This is a genomic window from Cupriavidus pauculus, assembly GCF_022179805.1.
GTDB lineage: Bacteria > Pseudomonadota > Gammaproteobacteria > Burkholderiales > Burkholderiaceae > Cupriavidus > Cupriavidus pauculus_E.
This window is the reverse complement of sequence record NZ_BPUO01000008.1, coordinates 168,465-190,988: the sequence shown is the minus strand read 5'-3', so window position 1 is coordinate 190,988 and position 22,524 is coordinate 168,465. Positions and strand designations below refer to the sequence as shown.

23 protein-coding genes are annotated in these 22,524 nt (G+C 66.2%); 10 read left to right on the top strand and 13 right to left on the bottom strand.

Annotated features, from left to right (window positions below; genetic code table 11):
- Positions 1-15: 15 nt before the first annotated feature.
- The 4 genes from MFF62_RS18390 to MFF62_RS18375 all read left to right on the top strand — a co-directional run bounded on the left by MFF62_RS18390 (position 16) and on the right by MFF62_RS18375 (position 4,691).
- Positions 16-816 carry a lytic transglycosylase domain-containing protein gene (locus MFF62_RS18390; RefSeq protein WP_238264560.1) on the top strand — a complete coding sequence of 267 codons (801 nt, stop codon included), beginning with the start codon at positions 16-18 and terminating at the stop codon, positions 814-816.
- A 130-nt stretch (positions 817-946) separates the two neighbouring features.
- Entirely contained in the window at positions 947-3,277 is a 2,331-nt protein-coding gene (gene parC, locus MFF62_RS18385; protein WP_238264559.1) for a DNA topoisomerase IV subunit A, read from the top strand.
- Between the two features lie 305 nt (positions 3,278-3,582).
- Positions 3,583-4,161, top strand: a complete 579-nt coding sequence (locus tag MFF62_RS18380; protein WP_238264558.1) for a chromate transporter — start codon at positions 3,583-3,585, stop codon at positions 4,159-4,161.
- A complete protein-coding gene (locus tag MFF62_RS18375) occupies positions 4,161-4,691 on the top strand; it encodes a chromate transporter (protein WP_238264557.1) in 531 nt (176 codons plus the stop codon). Before MFF62_RS18380 ends, MFF62_RS18375 begins: the two co-directional genes overlap by 1 nt.
- A gap of 15 nt (positions 4,692-4,706) precedes the next feature.
- On the opposite strand, the gene MFF62_RS18370 is transcribed toward MFF62_RS18375, so the two are convergent.
- The 7 genes from MFF62_RS18370 to MFF62_RS18340 form a co-directional block, all read right to left on the bottom strand.
- Positions 4,707-5,351: a glutathione S-transferase family protein gene (locus tag MFF62_RS18370; RefSeq protein ID WP_238264754.1), complete on the bottom strand. Its 645-nt coding sequence runs from the start codon at positions 5,349-5,351 to the stop codon at positions 4,707-4,709.
- A 38-nt stretch (positions 5,352-5,389) separates the two neighbouring features.
- Positions 5,390-6,577, bottom strand: coding sequence for an aminotransferase-like domain-containing protein (locus MFF62_RS18365; protein WP_238264556.1), 1,188 nt, complete (start codon positions 6,575-6,577; stop codon positions 5,390-5,392).
- Positions 6,578-6,668: 91 nt separating this feature from the next.
- Positions 6,669-7,121, bottom strand: a complete 453-nt coding sequence (locus tag MFF62_RS18360; protein ID WP_238264555.1) for a RidA family protein — start codon at positions 7,119-7,121, stop codon at positions 6,669-6,671.
- A gap of 13 nt (positions 7,122-7,134) precedes the next feature.
- On the bottom strand, positions 7,135-8,103 hold the full coding sequence (locus tag MFF62_RS18355) for a DMT family transporter (RefSeq protein ID WP_238264554.1): 969 nt from the start codon (positions 8,101-8,103) through the stop codon (positions 7,135-7,137).
- 37 nt (positions 8,104-8,140) lie between these two features.
- Positions 8,141-8,770, bottom strand: coding sequence for a LysE family translocator (locus MFF62_RS18350; RefSeq protein ID WP_238264553.1), 630 nt, complete (start codon positions 8,768-8,770; stop codon positions 8,141-8,143).
- A gap of 13 nt (positions 8,771-8,783) precedes the next feature.
- Positions 8,784-9,500, bottom strand: a complete 717-nt coding sequence (locus tag MFF62_RS18345) for an alanyl-tRNA editing protein (RefSeq protein ID WP_238264552.1) — start codon at positions 9,498-9,500, stop codon at positions 8,784-8,786.
- A gap of 32 nt (positions 9,501-9,532) precedes the next feature.
- Positions 9,533-10,210 carry a VOC family protein gene (locus tag MFF62_RS18340; RefSeq protein ID WP_238264551.1) on the bottom strand — a complete coding sequence of 226 codons (678 nt, stop codon included), beginning with the start codon at positions 10,208-10,210 and terminating at the stop codon, positions 9,533-9,535.
- A 180-nt stretch (positions 10,211-10,390) separates the two neighbouring features.
- Here MFF62_RS18340 and MFF62_RS18335 point away from each other — a divergent pair, with 180 nt between their 5' ends.
- From MFF62_RS18335 to MFF62_RS18325, 3 genes are all read left to right on the top strand, one after another.
- Entirely contained in the window at positions 10,391-11,845 is a 1,455-nt protein-coding gene (locus tag MFF62_RS18335; protein WP_404990787.1) for an aminotransferase-like domain-containing protein, read from the top strand.
- A gap of 119 nt (positions 11,846-11,964) precedes the next feature.
- Complete coding sequence (htpG, locus tag MFF62_RS18330) at positions 11,965-13,866, top strand: molecular chaperone HtpG (protein WP_238264549.1); 1,902 nt, start codon at positions 11,965-11,967, stop codon at positions 13,864-13,866.
- Between the two features lie 126 nt (positions 13,867-13,992).
- Positions 13,993-14,499 (top strand): DNA-deoxyinosine glycosylase, encoded by a 507-nt coding sequence (locus MFF62_RS18325; RefSeq protein ID WP_238264548.1) that lies wholly within the window; start codon positions 13,993-13,995, stop codon positions 14,497-14,499.
- A gap of 21 nt (positions 14,500-14,520) precedes the next feature.
- Here the strand turns inward: MFF62_RS18325 and MFF62_RS18320 are convergent, their stop codons facing one another.
- From MFF62_RS18320 to MFF62_RS18310, 3 genes are all read right to left on the bottom strand, one after another.
- Complete coding sequence (locus MFF62_RS18320) at positions 14,521-15,606, bottom strand: SRPBCC domain-containing protein (protein WP_238264547.1); 1,086 nt, start codon at positions 15,604-15,606, stop codon at positions 14,521-14,523.
- Positions 15,603-15,968 carry an ArsR/SmtB family transcription factor gene (locus MFF62_RS18315; protein ID WP_238264546.1) on the bottom strand — a complete coding sequence of 122 codons (366 nt, stop codon included), beginning with the start codon at positions 15,966-15,968 and terminating at the stop codon, positions 15,603-15,605. Before MFF62_RS18315 ends, MFF62_RS18320 begins: the two co-directional genes overlap by 4 nt.
- Before the next feature lie 177 nt (positions 15,969-16,145).
- The gene (locus tag MFF62_RS18310) at positions 16,146-16,652 is read right to left on the bottom strand and encodes a hypothetical protein (protein WP_238264545.1); all 507 of its coding nucleotides are present in this window, start codon (positions 16,650-16,652) and stop codon (positions 16,146-16,148) included.
- 145 nt (positions 16,653-16,797) lie between these two features.
- Between MFF62_RS18310 and MFF62_RS18305 the strand changes: the two genes are divergently transcribed.
- Both MFF62_RS18305 and MFF62_RS18300 read left to right on the top strand, forming a co-directional pair.
- Complete coding sequence (locus MFF62_RS18305) at positions 16,798-17,571, top strand: tetratricopeptide repeat protein (RefSeq protein ID WP_238264544.1); 774 nt, start codon at positions 16,798-16,800, stop codon at positions 17,569-17,571.
- A 29-nt stretch (positions 17,572-17,600) separates the two neighbouring features.
- The gene (locus MFF62_RS18300; RefSeq protein ID WP_238264543.1) at positions 17,601-18,482 is read left to right on the top strand and encodes a class I SAM-dependent methyltransferase; all 882 of its coding nucleotides are present in this window, start codon (positions 17,601-17,603) and stop codon (positions 18,480-18,482) included.
- Between the two features lie 199 nt (positions 18,483-18,681).
- Here the strand turns inward: MFF62_RS18300 and MFF62_RS18295 are convergent, their stop codons facing one another.
- On the bottom strand, positions 18,682-20,268 hold the full coding sequence (locus MFF62_RS18295; RefSeq protein WP_238264542.1) for an ABC transporter substrate-binding protein: 1,587 nt from the start codon (positions 20,266-20,268) through the stop codon (positions 18,682-18,684).
- Between the two features lie 115 nt (positions 20,269-20,383).
- Here MFF62_RS18295 and trmB point away from each other — a divergent pair, with 115 nt between their 5' ends.
- Positions 20,384-21,067: a tRNA (guanine(46)-N(7))-methyltransferase TrmB gene (gene trmB / locus MFF62_RS18290; protein ID WP_238264541.1), complete on the top strand. Its 684-nt coding sequence runs from the start codon at positions 20,384-20,386 to the stop codon at positions 21,065-21,067.
- A 28-nt stretch (positions 21,068-21,095) separates the two neighbouring features.
- Here trmB and MFF62_RS18285 read toward each other — a convergent pair whose 3' ends face one another.
- Entirely contained in the window at positions 21,096-22,298 is a 1,203-nt protein-coding gene (locus MFF62_RS18285) for a DUF2863 family protein (protein WP_238264540.1), read from the bottom strand.
- Positions 22,299-22,383: 85 nt separating this feature from the next.
- Positions 22,384-22,518: a hypothetical protein gene (locus MFF62_RS30790; protein ID WP_283205355.1), complete on the bottom strand. Its 135-nt coding sequence runs from the start codon at positions 22,516-22,518 to the stop codon at positions 22,384-22,386.
- Positions 22,519-22,524: the final 6 nt, after the last annotated feature.

Here is a 22,524-nt window from a genome sequence, read left to right as displayed (position 1 = left end):
GGGCAAGGAGCGACGATGCAGGAACGAAGCGGACAACAGCGATGGAAGGGGCGGGCGAGACGCCTGGCCTGCGCGCTGGCTGTGCTCGGCTCGTTCGGCATCGCCGCGCCGACCCATGCCGCGCTCTGGGGCTATATCGACGGTGAGGGCGTGGCCCACTTTGCCGATACGAAGCTTGACGAGCGCTACAAGCTGTTCATGAAGGACGGCGGGCAGTTCGATTCCGCCGACCTGGGCCATCGCGGCGTGATCACGCTGGGCGACAAGTCGAGCCCGGACAAGGACAAGCTGTTCCGCTACCTGCTCAACCACCCGAACCTGCGCACGGTCGATCCGCTGATCCAGCAGGCAGCCCAGGCGCACGACGTGGATCCGGCCCTGGTGAAGGCGGTGATGGCGGTGGAAAGCGGCTTCAACGCGTCGGCCGTGTCGCCGAAGGGTGCCATCGGGCTGATGCAGGTGATTCCGGATACCGGCGCGCGATTCGGCGTGGCCGCCGACAAGCGCCGCACGGTGGAGCAGAAGCTGGCCGACCCGAGGCTGAACATCTCCGCCGGCGTGCGCTATCTGCGCTTTCTGATGGAGCTGTTCCCGAACAACCTGGATCTGGTGCTGGCCGCGTACAACGCCGGCGAGGGCGCGGTGCAGCGCTACAACAACCAGATTCCGCCGTTCCCCGAAACACGCCAGTACGTTACGACCGTGCTGGAGTTCTACCGGCTGTACCAGCCGTCGGCCGGCGGGGTCATCCGTACCGGCGTGGCGGCGGACCGGGTGCGCATGGTCATTGGCGGCGGGCGCCGGCCGATGCCCTGACGCGACGGTTGCAGGTTTCCGGGTGCTATTTCCGGCGGCCTCGTCACCCACTTCCATTAGAATCCCACGCTGACTGCAATAGCCGGAAGCCTGGCGCGCCCGCGCCTGGCATGCCGAACCCTTGCCAACCATGGATCAAGCAGATACTACGTTTCAGCCCGAAGAGCCGGCGGATTCGCTGACGCTCGCGCGGTACGCCGAACGCGCCTACCTCGATTACGCCGTGAGCGTGGTCAAGGGCCGTGCGCTGCCCGAAGTGGCCGACGGCCAGAAGCCCGTGCAGCGCCGCATCCTGTACGCCATGCAGGCGATGGGGCTGCGCTCCGACGCCAAGCCCGTGAAATCGGCCCGCGTGGTCGGCGAGGTGCTGGGTAAATTCCACCCGCACGGCGATCAGTCGGCGTACGACGCGCTGGTGCGTCTGGCGCAGGACTTCTCGCTGCGCTACCCGCTGATCGACGGCCAGGGCAACTTTGGCTCGCGCGACGGCGACGGCGCCGCGGCGATGCGCTACACCGAAGCCCGCCTGACCCCGATCTCGCGACTGCTGCTCGACGAGATCGACATGGGCACGGTGGAGTTCGTGGCCAACTACGACGGCTCGGAAGAAGAGCCGAAGCTGCTGCCCGCGCGCCTGCCGTTCGTGCTGCTGAACGGCGCGTCCGGTATTGCCGTGGGCATGGCCACCGAAATCCCGCCGCACAATCTGCGTGAAGTGGCGGGCGCCGCCGTGGCGATGATCCGCAACCCGAACATCTCGCTGGCCGAACTGCTGGCGATCATGCCGGGGCCGGATTACCCGGGCGGCGGCCAGATCATCTCGCCGGCGTCGGAAATTGCCCAGATCTACGAGAACGGCCGCGGCAGCCTGAAGGTGCGCGCGCGCTGGACCATCGAGGAAATGGCGCGCGGGCAGTGGCAGATGGTGGTGACCGAACTGCCGCCGAACACGTCGGCGCAGAAGGTGCTCGAGGAAATCGAGGAAATCACCAATCCGAAGATCCGCACCGGCAAGAAGGCACTGACGCCCGAGCAGACCCAGCTCAAGACCACGATGCTGGCCTTGCTGGATGCCGTGCGTGACGAATCCGGCAAGGATGCGCCGGTGCGCCTGGTGTTCGAACCCAAGAGCAAGAACGTCGGCCAGCAGGAATTCACCCAGACGCTGCTGGCGCATACCAGCCTGGAATCGGGCGCGCCGATCAACCTGGTGATGATCGGCACCGATGGCCGTCCGCGCCAGAAGGGCCTGCAGGAGATTCTGCGCGAGTGGATCGAATTCCGCTTCGAGACGGTGACCAAGCGCACGCGCTTCCAGCTGAACAAGGTGGAAGACCGCATCCATATCCTGGAAGGGCGGATGCTGGTGCTGCTGAACATCGACGAGGTGATCCGCATCATCCGCGAAAGCGACGATCCCAAGCCCGCGCTGATCGAGGCGTTCCGCCTGAGCGACCGGCAGGCCGAGGACATCCTGGAAATCCGCCTGCGCCAGCTGGCCCGCCTGGAAGCGATCAAGATCGAACAGGAACTGGCCAGGCTGCGCGACGAACAGGCCGAGCTGGACGTGCTGCTGAAGTCCGAGACCATGATGCGTCGCAAGATCATCAAGGAGATCGAGCAGGACGCCAAGCAGTACAGCCCGGAAGACAAGGACCCGCGCCGCACGTTGATCCAGGAAGCCAGCCGCGCCGCGGCCGAGGTGAAGGTGATCGACGAGCCCGTGACGGTGATTGTTTCCGGCAAGGGTTGGGTGCGCACGCGCCAGGGCCATGGCCACGATCCGTCGCAGTTCACGTTCAAGGCCGGCGACGCGCTGTATGGCACGTTCGAATGCCGCACCGTGGATACGATGCTGGCGTTCGGCAGCAACGGGCGCGTCTACTCGGTGGCCGTGTCGGGCCTGCCGGGCGGACGCGGCGACGGCGTGCCCGTCACCACGCTGATCGACCTGGCCCCCGGCTCGCAGATCGCGCATACGTTCGCGGGCGGCGCCGAGCAGCGCATGCTGATCGCCACGGCCGGCGGCAATGGCTTCGTCACGAAGGTGGGCGACATGATCGGCCGCCAGAAGGCCGGCAAGGCGTTCGTAACGCTGGACGATGGCGACACGATCATGCAACCGGCACCGGTTGGCGAGGACGCCACGCATATCGCGTGCTTCTCAGCCAACGGCCGCCTGCTGCTGGTGGGGCTGGACGAGGTCAAGGTGCTGTCGGCCGGCGGCCGTGGCGTGATCCTGATGGAGCTTGAGCCGACGGAAATGCTGGAACAGGCCGTGGCGGTAGGCGCACCGGGCCTGCTGATCTCGGGCACCGGCATGCGCGGCGGCAAGGTGCCGCCGCAGAAGCTGTCCGGCAAGACCCTGCTGCCGTACGTGGGCAAGCGTGCCCGCAAGGGCAAGGCGATTGAGCCAAGGCTCAAGGAAGTGAAGCTGGAAGCGGTGAAGGCGCCGGAGTAAGGCTTGCTTTCTGGCTGTTTGCTTCCCTCTCCCGCAAGGCGGGAGAGGGGCTGGGGGTGAGGGCATAGCGGTTCAAATTGCGACATCGTCGGCAAGCAGAGCCGCTGGCCCTCACCCCCAACCCCTTTCCTACTTCGCGGGAGAGGGGAGCCCGTCCGGCGGCACATTGATTGCAGCTGCCCCCATCTTCAAACGCGACCCCCTCTTGCCGAACCGTGATGGCTGGCTTCCCCCGTGGGTGGCCGGACTGCCGTACCATGTCGGCACCTTGCCGATTCCGCACGGCAGGCCCCCTCATCACGATCATGTCCTCCACGCCCCTCGTCGTCGAGCCAGAGCTCGCCCCGCCGCCCAACGCCCGTACGCTGTTCTTTGAATTTGCCCGCATGGGCCTGTCCGGTTTCGGCGGGGTGCTGCCGTTCGTGCGGCGCTCGGTTGTCGAGCGCAACCGCTGGCTCGGTGACCGCGATTTTGTCGAGATCCTGAGCCTGGGGCAGGTGCTCCCTGGCCCCAACGTGATCAACCTGGCGCTGATGCTTGGCCTGCGCTTCGCGGGACTGCGGGGTGCCGTGGCGGCGTTCAGCGGGCTGGTGTTCGTGCCGATGGTGGTGGTGCTTTGCGCGATGGGTTTGTACCTGCGCTACCAGGACGTCCCACAGGTGCGCCAGATGCTGGCTGGCATGACCGCCGTGGCCGCCGGGCTGGTGCTGTCCACCGGTGTGAAGCTCGCGCAGAGCCAGCCGCGCTCGGTGCGGGCGGTGGCCGTGGGGGCGGTGGCGTTCGTGGCGATCGGGTGGCTGCGCTGGCCGCTGCTGCCGGTGATGGCGGTGCTGGTGCCGGTGGCGCTGGTGCTGGAATACCGCGCGATGCGCAAGGGGGCGTGATGGCATCGCCCGAAATCCTGCGCGACCTGCTGGGCCACTTCGGCATGCTGTCGCTGCTGGCCGTGGGAGGCGGCGGCACCGTGATTCCCGACATGCACCGGTACCTCGTGGAGTCGCGCCAGTGGATGACCGACGAGCAGTTTGCGGCGCTGTACGCCATCTCGCAGGCGTCGCCGGGGCCGAACATCCTGTTCGTGGCGCTGTTCGGCTGGCAGGTGGCCGGGGCGGCCGGCGCGTTTGCGTCGATGCTGGGTATCTGCGGACCGTCGAGCGTGATCGCGCTTGGCTTCGAATACTTCGCCGGACGCTCGCCGCACGCCGTGTGGCCGTCGCTGATCAAGCGCGGGCTGTCGGCGCTGACCATCGGGCTGTTGATGTCGACGGGCTGGGTGCTGGCCACGAGCGTTGACCATAGCTGGACAGCCGTGGCGGTGACGCTGGTGACGGTGGGGTTGATGCTGAAGACGAAGGTGCACCCGCTGGTGCTGGTGGCGCTGGGCGCCGGCGCCGGGCTGCTGGGGCTGGTGTAGCCCCAGGCAGCGGGCTTACTTCAACGGCAGTACGAGGATAGTGGCCGCGGCCGGGCGCGCACGCATCGCGTCAAGCCAGCGTTCCAGGTTGGGCCTGGGCGCATGCGGCACCGGCGTACCCAACCAGCGGTGCGCGGCGCAGGCCAGCGAGATGTCGGCCATCGTGAAGCGGTCGCCGCCGATGAACTCGCGGTTGGTCAGGGCATCGTCGAGCATCTTCGCCAGCGGCTCAGTGCGCTCGCACGCCTTGTCGATGATGGCCTGGTCGCGCCGGTCTTCCGGCGTACGCACCATCTGCAGGAACGCGTGGACCATGGCCGGGCTGAACGTGGTGGTCTGCCAGTCCATCCAGCGGTCGGCCGATGCGCGCGCCTTCACGTCGGACGGCCACAGCGTGCCTTCGCCATAGCGCGCGCACAGGTAACGCACGATCGCATTCGACTCCCAGAGCACAAACGGCTCGCCGGCCACATCGGTGTCGCGGAAATCCTCGATCACCGGGATCATCCGGTTCGGATTCAGGCGCACGTACGCTTGCGCGTCGAGTTCGCCCTTCTGGTTGCCGATATCGATGCGCTCGTGGTCCAGGTGCAGCTCTCGCGCGCACCAGACCACTTTCTGCACATTGATCGACGACAGGCGGCCCCAGATGCGCAGCATGGTTTGCGGCTCTTCCCGTTCCATGTCGTCGACCTTCCTCAGGCAGCGCGCGGTTGCGGCGCGGCCTTGGCGATGGCTTCGCGGAACACTTCGCCCAGGATCTTCACACCCTGCTCGATACGGTCCTGCGGCACGGTCACAAACGCCAGACGCAGCGTGTTCATGCGCGGATTGCCGGCATAGAACGGCGCGCCCGGCACGTAGGCCACGTTGCGGCTCACGGCTTCTTCCAGGATCTTCATGCTGTCCAGTCCCTCGGGCAGCTCCACCCAAATGAACATGCCGCCTTCGGGCGCATTCCACGACACGCCTTCGGGCATATGGCGCTTCAGGGCGTCCAGCATGTAGGCGCACTGCTTGCCGTAGAGCTCGCGGATCGTCGGGATGTGCGTTTCCAGCAGGCCGTCCTTGACCGTCTCGTAGGCAATGCGCTGCGTGAAGGTGGGCGTGTGCAGGTCCGATGCCTGCTTGGCCTGGCACAGCTTGAAGTGCAGGTCGGGCGGGGCGATCACGAAGCCCAGGCGCATGCCCGGTGCAAGGATCTTCGAGAACGATCCCATGTAGATCACGCCGTCCGGGTTCATCGACAGCAGCGTGGGCAGCGTGCTGCCGGTGTAGCTCAGTTCGCCGTACGGATCGTCTTCCACCAGCAGGATGCCCAGTTCCTGCGCGCGCTTGACCAGCGCCTGGCGGCGCTCCAGCGGCAGGCGGCGGCCCGTGGGGTTCTGGAAGTTCGGCAGCGCGTACAGGAAGCGCGCGTTGGCGGTCAGCTCGGGCGTCAGCGCCTCGGGCACCAGGCCGTTTTCGTCGGTCGGGATCGACACGAACTCGGGTTCGAACAGCGAGAACGCCTGCAGCGCGCCCAGGTAGCTCGGCGTTTCCACCAGCACCGGGCTGCCCGGATCGATCATGACCTTGGCGATCAGGTCCAGCGCCTGCTGCGACCCCGTGGTGATCATGACGCGCTCGACGCCCACGTTGTAGCGCTTTGCCACGAACTCGCGCAGCGGCAGATAGCCTTCGGTGGCGGCGTACTGCAGCGCGCCTTGCGGGTTATCGGCGAATACACGGGCCACCGCCGCTTCCATGGCCGCTACCGGGAACGACGCCGGAGAGGGCAGCCCGCCGGCGAACGAAATAACTTCCGGACGCTCGGTGACTTTCAGGATTTCGCGGATGGCCGAGCTGGTCAGTTGCTGCGCCCGGCGGGAGATGGCCCATTTCATGATTGGTCTCGTGGTGGGGATTACATGTGCCGGGCCCGTGGGCCCGGCGGTGTCTCTGGTTTCTTGGTGCGGCAGGTATTGCGTTCGTCGATTAAATTTCGACGATCATTTCAATTTCCACGCAGGCGCCCAGCGGAATCTGCGCCACGCCGAACGCGCTGCGCGCGTGCTTGCCCTTCTCGCCAAACACTTCGGCCAGGAATTCCGAGCAGCCGTTGGTCACCAGGTGCTGCTCGGTGAATTCGGGGGTGGAGTTCACCAGGCTCATGACCTTGACGATGCGCTTCACCTTGTTCAGGTCGCCGATGTGGGCGTGCAGCGTGGCCAGCAGATCGATGGCGATGCTGCGCGCGGCCTGCTTGCCAGCTTCGGTGTCGATGTCCTTGCCCAGCTTGCCGGCCCACGGCTTGCCGTCGCGGCGGGCGATGTGGCCCGACAGGAATACGGTGTTGCCGGTGGTCGCGGCCATCACATAGGCGGCGGCGGGGGCGCTGACGGCGGGAAGTTCGACGCCAAGTTTGGCAAGGGTGTCGTAGACGGACATGCGGTGACTCCTGTCAGTGAATGCGTCCTGGGAGGATGGGGGGCGTTTCTCCGGCCATGGGGGCCGGTGACGTGGCGGGTGCCGTGTTGCGCACGGCGGCGCGTCGGCCAAGGGCCACCACGGCGATCACCGCCACTGCGAAAGCGACGGTGGGGGCATCGAGGGGCTCGGCCAGGATCACGGCGCCGCCCGCCAGCGTGAGGAACGGCTGCAGCAATTGTATCTGTCCTACGCGCGCCACGCCGCCTTTTGCGAGCCCGGCGTACCAGAACAGGAAACCGATGAACATCGAGAACACCGACACATAGGCCATGCCGGCCCAGGCGCGCGGCGACGCGGCGGCAATCTGGGCGCCGTGCGTCAGCGTCAGCCAGGCCACCACGGGCGCCAGCACCGGCAGCGACACCACCAGCGCCCAGCTGATGGTTTCCAGCCCGCCGAGTTCGCGCGACAGCTTGCCGCCTTCGGCATAGCCTAGCGCGCCCAGCACCACGGCCAGGAACAGGAACCAGTCGGCATGCTGCAGGCCGCCCGCGCCCTGCCACAGCGCAAAGCCCACGACGAGCGCGCTGCCAGCCAGGGCCGAGATCCAGAAGGCCAGCGATGGGCGCTCGTTGCCGAACCATGCCGCGAACACGGCTGTGGCCAGCGGCAGCAGGCCGATCACGATGGCGCCGTGCCCAGCCGGCACCTCGCGCATCGCCAGCGACGAGAACAGCGGGAATCCCACCACCACGCCCAGCGCGGTCACGGCCAGCCGCAGCCACTGGCGGCCGCGCGGCCGCGCCTGCGCCGCCAGCGCGCCGCGTGCGGCCAGCAACGCCAGCGCCAGCAAGGCGGCAATCACGGCACGGGCCAGCGCCACGAACGTGGCGTCCAGCTCGGCCACGGCCATGCGCGTGAACGGCAGCGTCTGGCTGAAGATCGCCACGCCGATGAAGCCCAGCAGCATGCCGCCGGAAGGAGGGTGGTTGTGTTTCATGATGCTCGACTCGGTGGGGCTCGGTTGGGGCTGGGGCTCAGTGAGGGAGTGCGGCAACGGCCATCCATACCGCCGTCAGGGCCAGCGCCAGGCCCATCGCGCCGTTGAACCAGCGCACGCGGTTGCCCTGCATCAGCCACTGGCGCAGCGACGCGCCCAGCACGCCATAGGCACCATTGCTGCAGAAGCCGAACGACGCGAACAGCACGCTGACCAGCAGCACGCGCTGCGCCAGCGACGGGGCGCCTTCCATATAGGACGCGGCCACGGCCAGCGCCATCATCCACGCCTTGATGTTGGCGAACTGCATGGCCACCGATTGCCAGACATTGAGCGGCTTGAGCACGTTCTTTTCGGCCAGCGACGTGCTGCGCGCAATGCGCAGCGCCAGCCAGAGCAGGTACAGCACGCCGGCCACGCGGATCAGGATGGCCAGCGTCGGGCTGGCCAGGATCAGCGCGCCCACGCCGGTGGCGCACAGCGTGATGATGCTGGCAAAGCCGACAGAGACGCCAAAGCAGTGCGGCAACGTGGCGCGCAGGCCAAAGTTGGCGCCCGTGACGGCCGCCACCGTGGTGTTCGGGCCGGGCGTGAAGGCGCCCACCGCGAGCAGCGTCACCAATGCGAGAAACTGGGCCATCGACAGGCCGGTCAGCCAGGGTTCCATGCCGCTCATCCAATCAGGCGAAGTTGACGGTCACGCGCCGATTGGTGCGGCTCTTCTTTTCGATCTTGGTCACCACCATCGTGCCGATCTCGCCGGTATTGGCCACATGCGTGCCGCCGCACGGCTGGCGGTCCACGCCGGGAATCTCGATGATGCGGATGGTCGACGTGCCGGCCGGGGGCGCTGCGCCCACCGTGCGCACCAGGTCGGGCTGGGCGGCCAGTTCCTCGGGCGTGATCCGCTCGATGGCCACCGGCGTCTTGGCGTCGATCAGGGCGTTGAGCTGCTCGGTCAGCACGGCCTTGTCGAGCGTGGATTCGGGCAGGTCGAAGTCGATGCGCGCGGAATCTGGCGAGATGCCGCAGCCCGTGACCGGCACCGGAATCAGCGATCCCAGCAGGTGCAGGCAGGTATGCATGCGCATCAGCCGGTGCCGGCGCGCCCAGTCGATCTTCACCTCGACGCGGTCGCCCACGGCCAGCGCGGGGCTGTCGGGTGCGGGCACGTGCAGGATGCGGGTGCGGTCATCGGCATAGACCGTATCGGCTAGCACCACCACACGGCCGTCGGCCGTGGTCAGCGTGCCGGTGTCGCCGGCCTGCCCGCCGCTGCGGGCGTAGCAGACGGTCTGGTCGAGCTCGATGCCCGCCTCGCTTGTCGCCACCACGGTGGCCTGACAGTGGTCGAGGTAAGCGTCGTCGTCGAAACGCTTGATGGTGGTGGCGGACATGGGCGGGGGCTCCTTGGTGTCATTCTGTGGTTTCAGCGCAGGGTCTTGAGGTCCGCTGGGGTGTCGATGTCGGCCGTCAGCAGCGGCGGCCCGTCGGTCTGTTCGATGTCGATCAGGTCCGTGGCGCCAATCCAGGCCAGGCCCTGCCGCAGCAGTTCGGCATGCGGATGCTGGCCGCGCAGCCGGCGCAACGCCAGGTCCTGGCGCGGCAGGCTCACGCCCGGATGGCCCGCCACGTCCCACTGGATCAGGGTGGGGAACAGGCCCTCGCCGGCGCTGGCCGCTTCGCCGTGCCAGGTGGGCAGGGCGCCGTCGTCGGGCACGGTCAGCCGCCAGTGCAGCGCGCCGCGATCCATCGGAATGGTCGGGGCGATGCGGTCGGGATACTGGGCCTGCCAGCGCGACAGGTCGGCGGGGCGCTCCACGCGTGCCGCCCAGTGGGCCAGGAACGGACCGTCGCGCAGGCGCTTCTGCATCAGGTCGCTGTCCAGGCCGAACCAGCGCGGACGCGCCGGGGCGGCGGCGTTGGGATCGATAGCAATCACTTCGAGATACATGCCACCAAACATGCCCAGCACGCGGTTGTGCGTGCCCATGCGCGGATGGGCGCCGCCGGTCTGCGGCGCGATACCCAGCAGGTTGGCAACATGCTCGGCACCCGATTCCAGGTCGGGCGCGGCAATCACGAGATGGTCAATGGCAAGTTTCATTGTTGGTTGATGGTAGTCAAGCTTGTCGGTACAGTACCGATACAGTTGAGCAAATCGTCTTCAGTACAGTTCCGGGAGCGCCACATGGACAGCAATCAGAAGAATCGCGGTGGCAGTGATAGTGCCTCAATCGGCACGTCCGGTGGGGCGTCCACGGGCACGCGGCCGCTGCGGCTGGTGATGCCGGCGGCCGGCCATCCGCAACTGCCCGACCCGATCCCGTCGGCCCAGATGACGCTGGTCGAGCAACTGACCGAATGGGCCCGGCTGCGCATCGACGAGCGGGTGTTCCGTGCCGGCATGCGCATGCCGTCGATCCGCCAGTTGGCCACCGAGAAAGGCATCTCGCGCTTTACCGTGGTGGAAGCCTACGAGCGGCTGGTGGCGCTGGGCTATCTGGAATCGCGGCGCGGCTCGGGATTCTATGTGCGAGACCGGCTGCCGCATGCGTCGGCGGTGGTGCCGGCCGCGTCGCCGTCCATCCGCAATGTCGATGTCACCTGGCTGCTGCGCAGCATGTTCCATTCCGCCGAGAGCCACAAGGCGCCGGGATGGGGATTCCTGCCCAACGAATGGCTCGATGGCGAACTGCTGTCCGGCGCGATGCGCAGCCTGGGACGCCAGCCGGGCGGGCACTTCCTGTCCAGCGGTACGCCGATGGGCTTCCTGCCGCTGCGGCAGCAGTTGCGCACCCGGTTGGAGGAGCTGGAAATCGGCGTCACGCCGGACCAGATCGTGATGACGTCTGGCATTACCCAGGCGTTCGACCTGATTGCGCGGCAATTCCTGCATCCGGGCGATACCGTGGTGGTGGGCGATCCGGCCTGGTTCGTGATGTTCGCGCGTTTTGCCACGCAGGGCGCCAACGTGATCGGGGTGCCCTATACCGCCGACGGCCCCGACCTGGAAGCCCTGGAGCGGATTGCGCAGGCCCACAAGCCGAAGCTGGTGGTGGTGAATTCGGTGCTGCACAACCCCACGGGTACGTCGCTGTCAGCGGCGCGGGCGTTCCGCCTGCTGCAACTGGCCGAACAGTACGGGTTCACGATCGTCGAGGACGACATCTATTGCGACCTCTGCCCGCCCACCCACGCCGCCACCCGGCTCGCCAGCCTGGACCAGCTCAAGCGGGTGATCTACCTGGGCAGTTTCTCGAAGACGCTGGCCGCCAACCTGCGCGTGGGCTTTATCGCCGCCAGCCCCGATCTGGCCGTGACCCTGACCGACAGCAAGCTGGTCACCGGCATGGCCACACCGGAAATCAACGAAAGAATGGTCTACAAGGTGCTGACCGAAGGCCACTACCGCAAGCACACCGAACGGGTGCGGGTGCGTCTGGACCGCGCCCGCGACGAGACGCGCGAGCAGATCGAGCGGCTGGGTATCCGCATCTTCCCGGGCCAGTTGGCCGGCATGTACCTGTGGGCCGATACCGGCGTGGATACCAATGTCATTGCCACGGCGGGCCACGAGGAAGGCTATCTGTTCGCCCCGGGCAGCCTGTTCTCGCCGTCGCAGATGCCATCCACCTGGACGCGGTTCAACGTGGCCAGCAGTAGCGACCCGGGCATGCTGCGCTTCCTGGCCAACCAGATGGACCGCCTGTCCGGCCTGCCGACCGCCTCGGGCGCCTGAACCCACCCCCGGGGGGCTTGAAAAAGCCGCCCGCCGACCCTATTTCCTGCGCCAACGACCCGCTCCGGACACCAGGGGCAGGGCACCTTTGCGCAACGTTTCCATTCAAGAGGAGAACCATGACCGCACCGCACGAGACGATGAGCTTCCAGGCGGAAGTGAAGCAGTTGCTGCACCTGATGATCCACTCGCTGTACAGCAATAAGGAAATCTTCCTGCGTGAGCTGGTATCGAACGCTTCGGACGCCACCGACAAGCTACGCTTCGAGGCCATCGCGAATCCGGCCCTGCTCGAAAACGATGCCGACCTGGCCATCCGCATTGAAGTGGACCCCGCCGCCCGCCTGCTGAAGATCACCGACAACGGCATCGGCATGAGCCGCGACGAGGCGATCCGCAACCTGGGCACCATCGCCCGGTCGGGTACCAAGGAATTCTTCCAGCAACTGTCCGGCGACCAGCAGAAGGACGCGGCGCTGATCGGCCAGTTCGGCGTGGGCTTCTATTCGGCCTTCATCGTGGCCGACAAGGTCAGCGTGGAAACCCGTCGCGCCGGCCTGCCTGCCAGCGAAGCGGTGCGCTGGGAAAGCGCCGGCGATGGCGAATTTACGATCGACGCAATCGACCGTGCCGAGCGTGGCACCACGATCACGTTGCACCTGCGCGAAGGCGAAGACGATTTCCTGTCGTCGTACCGCCTGCAACACATCATCCGCAAGTACTCGGACCACATCTCGCTGCCGATCCGCATGCCCAAGGAGGAATGGGATGCCGAGACGCAGCAGCAGAAGCAGACCGGCGAATGGGAGAGCGTGAACCAGGCCAGCGCGCTCTGGACGCGCAGCAAGTCCGACATTACGGACGAGCAGTACCAGGCGTTCTACCAGCACATCGCCCACGATCACGATGCGCCGCTGGCCTGGACGCACAACCGCGTGGAAGGCCGCAGCGAATACACGCAGCTGCTGTACATCCCGGCCCGCGCACCGTTCGACCTGTGGGACCGCAATCACAAGGCCGGCCTGAAGCTGTACGTGAAGCGCGTGTTCATCATGGACGACGCCGACCAACTGCTGCCGTCGTACCTGCGCTGGGTCAAGGGCGTGGTGGATTCGGCAGACCTGCCGCTGAACGTATCGCGCGAACTGCTGCAAGAAAGCCGCGACGTGAAGGCCATCCGCGAAGGCTGCACCAAGCGCGTGCTGTCGATGCTGGAATCGCTGGCCGATAGCGAGGACGAAGCCGAACGCGCCAAGTACAAGACGTTCTGGGAACAGTTCGGCCAACTGCTGAAGGAAGGCACCGGCGAGGACCACGCCAACGCCGAGCGCATTGCCAAGCTCCTGCGCTTTGCCACCACGCAAGGCGACACGGCCGAGCAGTCGGTGGGGCTGGCCGAGTACGTGGGCCGCATGAAGGAAGGCCAGGACAAGATCTACTACGTCACGGCTGACACCTGGACCGCTGCCAAGTCGAGCCCGCACCTGGAAGTCTTCCGCAAGAAGGGCATCGAGGTCGTGCTGCTGACTGACCGCGTCGACGAATGGATGCTGTCGCATCTGCGCGATTTCGACGGCAAGGAACTGGTGTCCGTGGCGCGTGGCGACCTGGACCTGGGCGCACTGGCCGACGAAACCGAAAAGGCCGAGCAGGAGAAGGCGACCACCGAATGGAAGGACGTGGTGGAACGCGCCAAGACCGTGCTGGAAGGCCAGGCCAAGGACGTGCGCGTAACGCTGCGCCTGACCGATTCGGCATCGTGCCTGGTGTCGGACGACGGCGACATGAGCGGCTACCTGCAACGCCTGCTGAAGCAGGCCGGCCAGAAAGCCCCCGACGCCCAGCCGATCCTGGAACTGAACCCCGAGCACGCGCTGGTGAAGAAGCTGCGCGACATGCCCGAAGGCGACAGCTTCAACGACCGCGTACGCGTACTGTTCGACCAGGCCCTGCTGGCCGAGGGCGGCATGCTCGAAGATCCGGCTGCCTATGTGCAGCGGGTGAACCGGCTGCTGGCCTGATGGTGTGGGTGGGGGTTTGAAGAGCCCTCACCCCTGCCTTCGGTTTGCTCCCCTCTCCCGCGAGCGGGAGAGGGGCGGGGGAGAGGGTCAGCCTCTCAACTACCCACCACATCCCAACCCGACCCGATGACCACCAAACGCTGCTTCCCCCCGGTCGTCGACCAGCACACCCGCGTGCTGGTGCTCGGCAGCCTGCCGGGCGAAGTCTCCCTCGCACAATCGCAGTATTACGCGCACAAGCAGAACCGCTTCTGGCATTTGATGAGCGACGTACTTGACGTCGACCTCGTCGGCCTCGCCTACGCGCAGCGGCTGGAGGCCCTCCGCAACCACCACGTGGGCCTGTGGGACGTCGTGGCCGAAGCGCGCCGCGACGGCAGCCTGGACAGCAACATCAAAGACCATCAAGGCAACGATCTGCTCGGCCTGATCGCCACCCTGCCGAACTTGAAGGCGATTGCCTTCAACGGCGGCACGGCGGCGAAGATCGGCGAAAGGGCGCTGGGCGAACACGGCGACAAACACGGTGCCCAACACGCCATCGTCAAGTTGCCATCAAGCAGCCCCGCCTACACGCTGGCGTATGCAGAAAAGCTGATCGCGTGGCAGGCGCTACGCGCGTGGTTAGATTAGCGTGGCGAGCAACGCCGCCGGTCAGTCGAGCTTCGGCTGTGTCGCCGCATAGCTAGGCCGCGCACGCATGACCGCATGGCCGCGTCGGATGTTCGGCCGCGTTTCCAGCAGCGCCTGGCTCTCGGGGAACATCCCCAGGTATTCGACGATCGGAGCGAGAAACAGATCCGCCATCGACAGCGCATTACCTACCAGGAAATCGCGGCCACCGTACGCCTGCTCCAGCGCGTCTAGCTGTTTGGCCATTTCAGGCACGGCCGCCTCGATGGTCTGGCGGTCGGGCTGGCCGTTCTCTCCCTTTGGAAACACGTACTGCAGCACGTAGCGGCGCACCATCGTGTCGTAGGCGTGGCAGTTGATCAGGCTGATCCACTGCTCGTTGCGTGCGCGGGCGGTGGGGCCGGTCTGCGGAATCAGGTTGGTGCCACCGAAGACGTCATTGAGATAGCTCAGGATGGCGCGCGTTTCGTAGAACTCGATCGGACCGTCGGTGAATGCTGGAATGCGTCCGAACGGATTGTGCGCGAGCAGTTCGTCGTCGCGTGGTGTCAGCGGCTTGAGCGTGTAGCGCAGCCCCTTTTCCTCCAGCGCCAGGCGAACCGTACGGACGTAGGTGCTGCGGCCATCGCCATAGACCGTCAGCGTGCCCGCGCTGCCTTCGGGGTCCAGGTAGTCGCTCAGGTTGTTGAAGACGGATTGCCAGCCACTGTCGTGCGAATCGCGGATCGCGGCGTCCGGGAATCCGCTGTGCCGCATGTGGAGATGAGTGCCGCCGTCCTTGTCGGTCAGCGTGACTTCGATCAGCGTGCGTAGTCCGGCGGGCAGTTCCGCGCCGCCTTCCCATTGCCACGTGTAGGCCAGGAAGTCGGCACGGTCGATCCGCTGGTACTCGCCGCCGACGATGTGTTGCTCGCCATCGCTCGCGCCAACCGCGATCCGGTACTTGCCGCCCACGCGTGCATCGGCACGCGCTTCCAGCACCTTCATGCCGCGCGGGCAGTGCCAGACGGCCAGCGCCGACTCGTTGGTAAAGGCATCGAAAACCCGCTCGCGCGGCGCACGAATCTGGCGGGTCAGTTCCAGCTGAAAGGTAGCCGCTTCGCTCATGACTTGTTCCCCTTGTCCGATGTGACGATGGTGTCCGGATGCGCCTGCTCGACAAAGGCCGCAAGCCTGTCGAGGTTGTCTTCCCAGTACCGCCGGTAGGTTTCCAGCCAGCCATGCGCATCGCGCAGGGCACCGGGCCGCAGATGGCAGATACGCCAACGTGCATTGACCTCGCGCTCGATCAGCCCGGCGTCGGCCAGCACCCGAAGATGCTTGGAGATGGCGGGGGCAGACATGTCGAACGGGCGAGCCAGCTCGCTGACTGGCGCTTCGCCCTCGGACAGACGCGCCAGGATGGCGCGCCGCGTGGGATCGGCCAGGGCGGCGAAAACAGTGGAAAGCGGATCGGCGGCATTGGGCATGCGCTCATTTAACTCATTGGTTAAATGAAGATCAAGGGGTGTTACAACTGGCTCGGGGGCCGCTTAGGGTGGAGGAGGTTACGGAGGTTTTCTGCAGCCCTGGCGCGAGCACCCCAAGCCGGCATGCCACCGGCCCGGGATGCGCTGGGCGTCTCAAGAGAGAAAGGAAGCGGCCGCTCAGGCCGTGGTATTGACGATGTTGCCCGTGGCGCTGCCCGTGGCTTCCTGGTACGCCTCTGTCAGCTTAGCCATGGCTTGGGACAGTGCCGCCTGCGTGGCAGTCACGCCGGCTTGCAGCGTGCCGACCGTGCTGGACTTGGTCAGTTCGTCGGTCGGGGCGGCCTGTGCGGACGCCAACTGGGCCATCTGGGCGGCCAGTTGCTTCTGCAGCGCTTCGATCTGCTGCTTCAGGGCCTTGATGACGGCCGATTCGCTGTCCTCGCTGCTTTCGGTGCTGCCGGTGTCGGCTGCCTTGCCTGCGCCGCCGGGGCCGGCGATGCGGCCGCCGCCGTTGGCGGGTGCCGACGAGGACGATGCCGCGCTGGCTGTGCCGGTGCCGGTGGCCTGGCCTTCGGCGGTGTCGGCCGTGGCGGCGTCCGCGGGCCGGGTGTAGCGATGGGTGCTTGTGATCGTGGCGTCACTGGCCAGGCTGACCTGTGGTGTCACGCTGCTGATGGATGTCATTGTTGGAGTCCGATCGAAGAGAGAGCCCACAGCTTTCAACGGACGGTTGACGCTAAAACTTTAGGGTGACGGACGGGGTCTTACCGGCTTCTGTCACAATCGCGGCTGTCCGGCTTTCGGGCGCCTCTCACAGGAAACGGATTCCATGTTGTCCTCCCTTGGTCTCGGCGGTATTGGCGGTATCGGCCTGCACGTCATCGTGGCGATCTTCTTCGCCGTGCACGCCGTGCGCACCCACCAGAACATGTACTGGCTGCTGTTGCTGTTCCTCTTCCCGGGGCTCGGCAGCATCGTCTATTTCTTTGCCATCTACCTGCCGGGCCTGCGCCAGACGCGCGGCGCGCAGGTAGCCAAGCGGGCCATCAACCAGATGGTCGATCCGCATCGCGCGGTGCGCGAGGCGCGCCAGGCATTCGACCGCGCGCCCACTGTCGATCACCGCATGCGCCTGGGCGCCGCGCTGCTGGACACTGGCAACGCGGCCGAGGCGCTGGAACACTACGAGGCCGCCGCCAATGGCCCGTTTGCCTCCGACCCGGCGTTGCTGGAAGGCATGGCACGTGCGCAACTGGCCACGGGGCGCCATGCCGAGGCCCAGGCCACGCTGGAGAAGCTGTTCGCGGGGAATCCGCGTGCGCGCGACCAGTCCGGTCCGTCGCTGCTGTACGCCCGTACCCTGGCGGCACTCGGTGCGCCGGGCACGCGCGACGCGTTCGAGCGTGCGCTGACCAATGCCAGCGATGTGGCCGCGCGCTGCCTGTTTGCCGACTGGCTGGTGAAACAGCCCGACGCCGCAGACAAGGAACGTGCGAAGTCGTTGTATTCCGAAATCGTTCATGACGCGCGCCACTGGCCGCGTCATGCCCGCGAGCACAATCGCGAATGGCTGCAGCGCGCGCAAGCGGCGCTGGGCCAATGATCCGCGCCCTGGGCGCACTTTTTTCTTCCATGACGCTTCTGAAACGCAAATCTATCGAGGCGGTGGCCTCGCGCCGCCCCGCGCGCGGCGACCGTGAGTCCTCGCGCAAGAACCTTTCCAAAGAAGCCGACGAAAAACGCATGAAGCCGCGTTTCGCGCCGGTCACGTTCTCCGAGATGGACGGCGTGCGCTACCTGCATTTCGGTACCGAGTGGGTGCAGGGCGCCATGCGCCTGCGCAAGCCCGAAGCCATCGAGCTGGAGTACGCCCAGCAGATGATGGCGTGGCTGCTGTTCCTGTCGCCGGCGGCCGCCGATTTCCACGTGGCGCAGCTCGGCCTGGGCGCGGCGGCGCTGACCAAGTTCAGCCATCGACATTTCGCGCGTGCCAAGGTCACGGCCGTGGAATTGAACCCGGCCGTGATCGTGGCGGGCCGCAGCATGTTCGGCCTGCGTGAAGACGACGCGCGCCTGACCGTGCGCGAGCAGGACGCTTGGGACTATGTGATGGATGGCGCCAACACGGCCGCGATCGACGCGCTGCAGGTAGACCTGTACGACGCCACGGCTCGCGGCCCGGTGCTGGACACCACGGCGTTCTACCGCGCTTGCCGCCGCGTGCTGAAGGCGCCCGGCGTCATGACCATCAACCTGTTCGGCGACCACGACAGCTTCCCGAAGAACATCGCGCGCATTTGCGATGCCTTCGACAATCGTGTGCTGGTGTTCCCGGAAGTGCACGACGGCAACGTCATCGCGCTGGCCTTCAATGGCCCGGCGATCGACGTGTCATGGGAAACGCTGGAGGCGCGTGCGGAAGTGATCGAAGCCACGACGAAGCTGCCGGCGAAGGACTGGGTCGGCAAGCTGCGCGCGGCGAATGCGCGGCAGGAGGAGCGGTTGGTGATTTGAGGTTTTTCCCCCCTCTCCCGCGCGCGGGAGAGGGGCTGGGGGAGAGGGCAACGAGGCTCTGCTTGCCGATATGTGGCAATTTGAACCGCTGGCCCTCTCCCCCGACCCCTCTCCCGCCTTGCGGGAGAGGGGAGCAAACCAACGGGAGAGCAAACCAAAGCGGGAGCAAACACAGGGGAGCTAACCCCCGGGCGACGCCTTATTCCTTATGGAAAAACTGCGCCAGCGACCACTCATCCGTGCGCGCCTCGTACTTGAGTCCCTTGCGCATGGCCCACATCGCAAGCTGGCTGTGCGACGGGATGATCGCGTGGTCGTCCAGCGCGGCCTTGGCGGCCGTGCGGGCGTTCTGTTCGCGGTCCTTGTCGCTTGACACCGTGGTCAGCGATGTCTCGATCAGCTGATCCAGCTTCGGATTGCTGTACTTGCCCCAGTTCCACGTGCCGTAGCCGGTCTTCGGATTCGGCGTGCCGGTGATGGAACGCAGCGCCACGTCGGCGGCCGCCGAACCCCAGCCCAGCATCTCGAACGAGAAATCGCCCTGGCGGGCGCGCGTGAAGTAGCTGGCCACCGGCAACGTTTCCACCTTGGTCTGGATGCCGATGCGGGTCAGCATGCCGGCGGTGGCCTGCGCCACCTGGGCGTCGTTCAGGTAGCGGTTGTTGGTGGCGTGCAGCGTCAGCGCGAAGCCGTCGGGATAGCCGGCGGCTGCCAGCAGCTTCTTCGCGCCTTCCACGTCATAGGCGTCGGGTTTGGTGCCCGGATGGCCAAAGATCTGCGGCGAGACGATCGACGACGCGGGCACGGCCAGACCTTCCATGATGCGGCTGACGATGGCGTCGCGGTTCAGCGCCTTGCTGATCGCGGCGCGCACGCGTGCATCCTTGAACGGATTCTTGCCCAGCGGCTTGCCGGCCTTGTCGGTGACGAAGGGCGGGTTGTCGCGCGACTGGTCCATTTGCCAGAAGATCGTGCGCCATGACGTGGTCTGCTCGATCTTGAACTTCGGGTTCTGCTTGAGCTTGGCCACGTCGGCGGCCGGAATGCTCTCGATCACGTCGACGTCGCCCGCCAGCAGCGCGGCGGTGCGCGCGCCGTTGTCGGTCAGGATGCGGAAGACGGCGCGGTCGAATTCAGGCTTCGGGCCCCAGTAGTCGGGATTGCGCTGCATCACGATTTCCTGGCCGCGCGCAAAGCGCACGAACTTGTACGGGCCGGTGCCGATCATTGCCTTGCCGGAGTCGAAATCGGCCTGGCTCAGGTCCGCGGCCACCTTCTTCGGCATGATCGGCACGCTGTTCAGGTCGTTGGCCAGGTTGGCGTAGTTCGGCACGTTCATCGTCAGGCGCACGGTCAGCGCGTCGGGCGTGTCGATGCGGGCGATGGGCTTGGTGTAGCTGGTGAACGATCCCGGGGCGTTGGTCAGCTTCTCGGGGCGCTCCAGCGAAGCCTTGACGTCCTCGCTGGTGAACGGCGCGCCGTCGTGCCATTTCACGTTGGGTCGCAGCTTGATTTCCCACGTAATGGCGTTGACGGGCTTCCACGACAGCGCCAGGCCGGGAATGTAGCGGGCGTTCTTGTCCATGAACACCAGCGACTCGAATACGTGCAGCGCGATGGCGTTGTTCGGGCCCGCATTGTTCCAGTGCGGGTCCATCGAGGTTACGTCGGCGGCCAGGCCGATGCGCAGGTCCTCGGCTTGCGCGGCGGCGGCGGGCAGCAGCGTAAGCGCTGCGGCACTGAATGCGATCGACAGGGAAGCTTGCAGCAGCGTGCGGCGGATCATCGTCAGGCTCCTCGTACGGTCCGGGTGAAGGGGATGGGCGCTATTGTGCCGCCAAATGTACTCCGATGTTCGATACATGCCAGGCGCCGTGCGGGTGCCCGGTACAATCGCGGCCATGTTTGCCAATTCCCGCACCATCTCGTCGGCGCAGACCGATATCCACGAACACCTGGCCGCGCGCGTGCGGCGCCATCTGGACGAGCCGTTCCGCAAGCCCGTCGGCGCTCCTAGCCAACAGGCGTTTGATGCGGCCATCGACGCCTGGCAGCGGGCCGGCGGCAAGCCCCTGATTATCGATGCGGGCTGCGGCATTGGCGAGAGCACGCTGCGGCTGGCCACGGCCTATCCGGACCACTACGTGATCGGCGTCGATCAGTCCGAAAAGCGATTAACCGCTGGCAAGGATTGGTGGGAAGGCGAGATGCCGGCGAACTTTCATTGGGCACGCGCGGATCTGGTGGATGTCTGGCGCCTGCTGCAGCAGGGCAGTGTGCCAGTGGTGCGGCACTATGTGCTGTATCCCAATCCATGGCCCAAGATTGGCCACCTGGGCCGGCGCTGGCAGGGGCACGCGGTGTTTCCGGCGCTGGCCGCGTGTGGCGACTATCTGGAATGCCGCAGCAACTGGAAGATTTATATCGACGAGTTCGCCGCCGCGCTGTCGATGGTGGGGCGGGATGTCAGGGTGGAGCAGTGGCAGCCCGAGACATTCATGACGCCGTTCGAGCGTAAATACTCGGCGTCGGGGCATGCGCTGTGGCGCTGCGTATCGGGCTCTCCCCTCCCGCAGGGCGGGTGAGGAGAGCGAACCACGGGCGGGTGTGTGCCTAGTGGAACAGCGGTTGCTGCGTCGGGGCGTCTTCGGGCAGTTCGGCGTGCACGATTTCACCCGAGCGGTCCGCGTAGAGCGGGGTGCCGCAGTCTTCGCAGTATTCTGGATCGAACAGTGCGGCGTGGCGGAAGATGTCTTCCACGCCGGCGTTGCGCAGTTCCTCGCAGATCTGCTCCACCGGATTGCCTTTTTCCTCGGCATCGATCTCGCCGGACTCGCGTCCGTACACGGGCCAGACGATGCCGTAGATCACATCCTTCTCGCCGCGCATCGTGAAGCCGACGCGGTATTCCTCCACCACTTCCTCGCCGAATCCCGCCACCACAGCGGCCAGTTGGCCAGCCGGGATGTCGAGCGTGCCGCAGAGGTAGTTCACGGCCGCGCGCACGGTCAGCGGACGGATGCTCTTGTCCGATTCGCGGCACGACAGGAAGAAGGCGTCGGGCAGCAGCAGTTCGAACTCGCAGCCCGGCAGCAGCACGGCGATGGTCGGCTGCACCTGGTTGCGCCATTGCTCCAGGCACACCGAGCGCTCGGCGTGGTGTTCCTTGGCATCCTCCTGCCAGCGGAACAGGGCGCCTTCGTGCGGTGCCACCACCACGGCCAGCAGGTAGCGCGGATCGGCCAGGATCGGTGCCGTTTCCGGCAGGTCGCGCATGTCCACCTTGGGCATGACGCCGGCCATCGCGGCCGTCGCAAGCTTGTGCGTCAGCGCAAACGTGTCGCTGTGGCTGCGCGGCAGCTGGTCGATGCTGTAGAGGTAGGGCGCCAGCGCGACCTTGGTATCGGTGGCCAGCACGTGGGCGCCGAGGTGCACCGCCAGGGTCTGGGCCAGTTCGGGCTTCAGCGCGCCCGAGGGAATCGCGTAACGGGTGTGGGCCAGGATCGGGGCCGCGATCAGCAGGGCATCATGCTTGACGCCGTCAATCTCGATCGTTGCCGATTCGGCCAGGGTTTCCGCCTGTTCGGCCAGTACGTCGGACGCATCGGCATTGTGCTTGAACAGGTGTTCGAGCGCCGCGTCGAGGGCGGTCTGGCTGCCATTCTTCAGCAGGCGGTAAAGCCGCTGAGACAGCCGCCGCTCCCAGTATCCGTCCTCCATGCGGCTGCCCGAGGCGTCCAGGGCCAGCGCATCGGCCACCAGCCGCTCGGCGTCAGGCGAGAGTCGGGGAGAAGACTTGGGGCGAAAACCTGCCATATATATAAAGCGTCCGTTTTTACGTAAAACGGTATTCTACCCGCTGCGTTGACAGGTGCAGTTCTCGCGAACCCTTGTACGGCGCTTACTTTTGGGTGGCCGGGGCGTGCGATTCGGTGGTGTGCGACTCGCCGCCCATCGACACGTCGCCGCCGCCCTTGGTGAGCAGGTACAGCGCCGCGCCGGCAATGACGACGAATGCGATCAGGATCTTGGCCATGGTTTG

Coding starts and splice junctions, on each gene's coding strand:
- MFF62_RS18390 (WP_238264560.1), top strand. CDS start 16: ATGCAGGAACGAAGCGGACAACAGCGATGGAAGGGGCGGGCGAGACGC.
- parC (WP_238264559.1), top strand. CDS start 947: ATGGATCAAGCAGATACTACGTTTCAGCCCGAAGAGCCGGCGGATTCG.
- MFF62_RS18380 (WP_238264558.1), top strand. CDS start 3,583: ATGTCCTCCACGCCCCTCGTCGTCGAGCCAGAGCTCGCCCCGCCGCCC.
- MFF62_RS18375 (WP_238264557.1), top strand. CDS start 4,161: ATGGCATCGCCCGAAATCCTGCGCGACCTGCTGGGCCACTTCGGCATG.
- MFF62_RS18370 (WP_238264754.1), bottom strand. CDS start 5,351: ATGCTGCGCATCTGGGGCCGCCTGTCGTCGATCAATGTGCAGAAAGTG.
- MFF62_RS18365 (WP_238264556.1), bottom strand. CDS start 6,577: ATGAAATGGGCCATCTCCCGCCGGGCGCAGCAACTGACCAGCTCGGCC.
- MFF62_RS18360 (WP_238264555.1), bottom strand. CDS start 7,121: ATGTCCGTCTACGACACCCTTGCCAAACTTGGCGTCGAACTTCCCGCC.
- MFF62_RS18355 (WP_238264554.1), bottom strand. CDS start 8,103: ATGAAACACAACCACCCTCCTTCCGGCGGCATGCTGCTGGGCTTCATC.
- MFF62_RS18350 (WP_238264553.1), bottom strand. CDS start 8,770: ATGGAACCCTGGCTGACCGGCCTGTCGATGGCCCAGTTTCTCGCATTG.
- MFF62_RS18345 (WP_238264552.1), bottom strand. CDS start 9,500: ATGTCCGCCACCACCATCAAGCGTTTCGACGACGACGCTTACCTCGAC.
- MFF62_RS18340 (WP_238264551.1), bottom strand. CDS start 10,210: ATGAAACTTGCCATTGACCATCTCGTGATTGCCGCGCCCGACCTGGAA.
- MFF62_RS18335 (WP_404990787.1), top strand. CDS start 10,391: ATGCCGGCGGCCGGCCATCCGCAACTGCCCGACCCGATCCCGTCGGCC.
- htpG (WP_238264549.1), top strand. CDS start 11,965: ATGACCGCACCGCACGAGACGATGAGCTTCCAGGCGGAAGTGAAGCAG.
- MFF62_RS18325 (WP_238264548.1), top strand. CDS start 13,993: ATGACCACCAAACGCTGCTTCCCCCCGGTCGTCGACCAGCACACCCGC.
- MFF62_RS18320 (WP_238264547.1), bottom strand. CDS start 15,606: ATGAGCGAAGCGGCTACCTTTCAGCTGGAACTGACCCGCCAGATTCGT.
- MFF62_RS18315 (WP_238264546.1), bottom strand. CDS start 15,968: ATGCCCAATGCCGCCGATCCGCTTTCCACTGTTTTCGCCGCCCTGGCC.
- MFF62_RS18310 (WP_238264545.1), bottom strand. CDS start 16,652: ATGACATCCATCAGCAGCGTGACACCACAGGTCAGCCTGGCCAGTGAC.
- MFF62_RS18305 (WP_238264544.1), top strand. CDS start 16,798: ATGTTGTCCTCCCTTGGTCTCGGCGGTATTGGCGGTATCGGCCTGCAC.
- MFF62_RS18300 (WP_238264543.1), top strand. CDS start 17,601: ATGACGCTTCTGAAACGCAAATCTATCGAGGCGGTGGCCTCGCGCCGC.
- MFF62_RS18295 (WP_238264542.1), bottom strand. CDS start 20,268: ATGATCCGCCGCACGCTGCTGCAAGCTTCCCTGTCGATCGCATTCAGT.
- trmB (WP_238264541.1), top strand. CDS start 20,384: ATGTTTGCCAATTCCCGCACCATCTCGTCGGCGCAGACCGATATCCAC.
- MFF62_RS18285 (WP_238264540.1), bottom strand. CDS start 22,298: ATGGCAGGTTTTCGCCCCAAGTCTTCTCCCCGACTCTCGCCTGACGCC.
- MFF62_RS30790 (WP_283205355.1), bottom strand. CDS start 22,518: ATGGCCAAGATCCTGATCGCATTCGTCGTCATTGCCGGCGCGGCGCTG.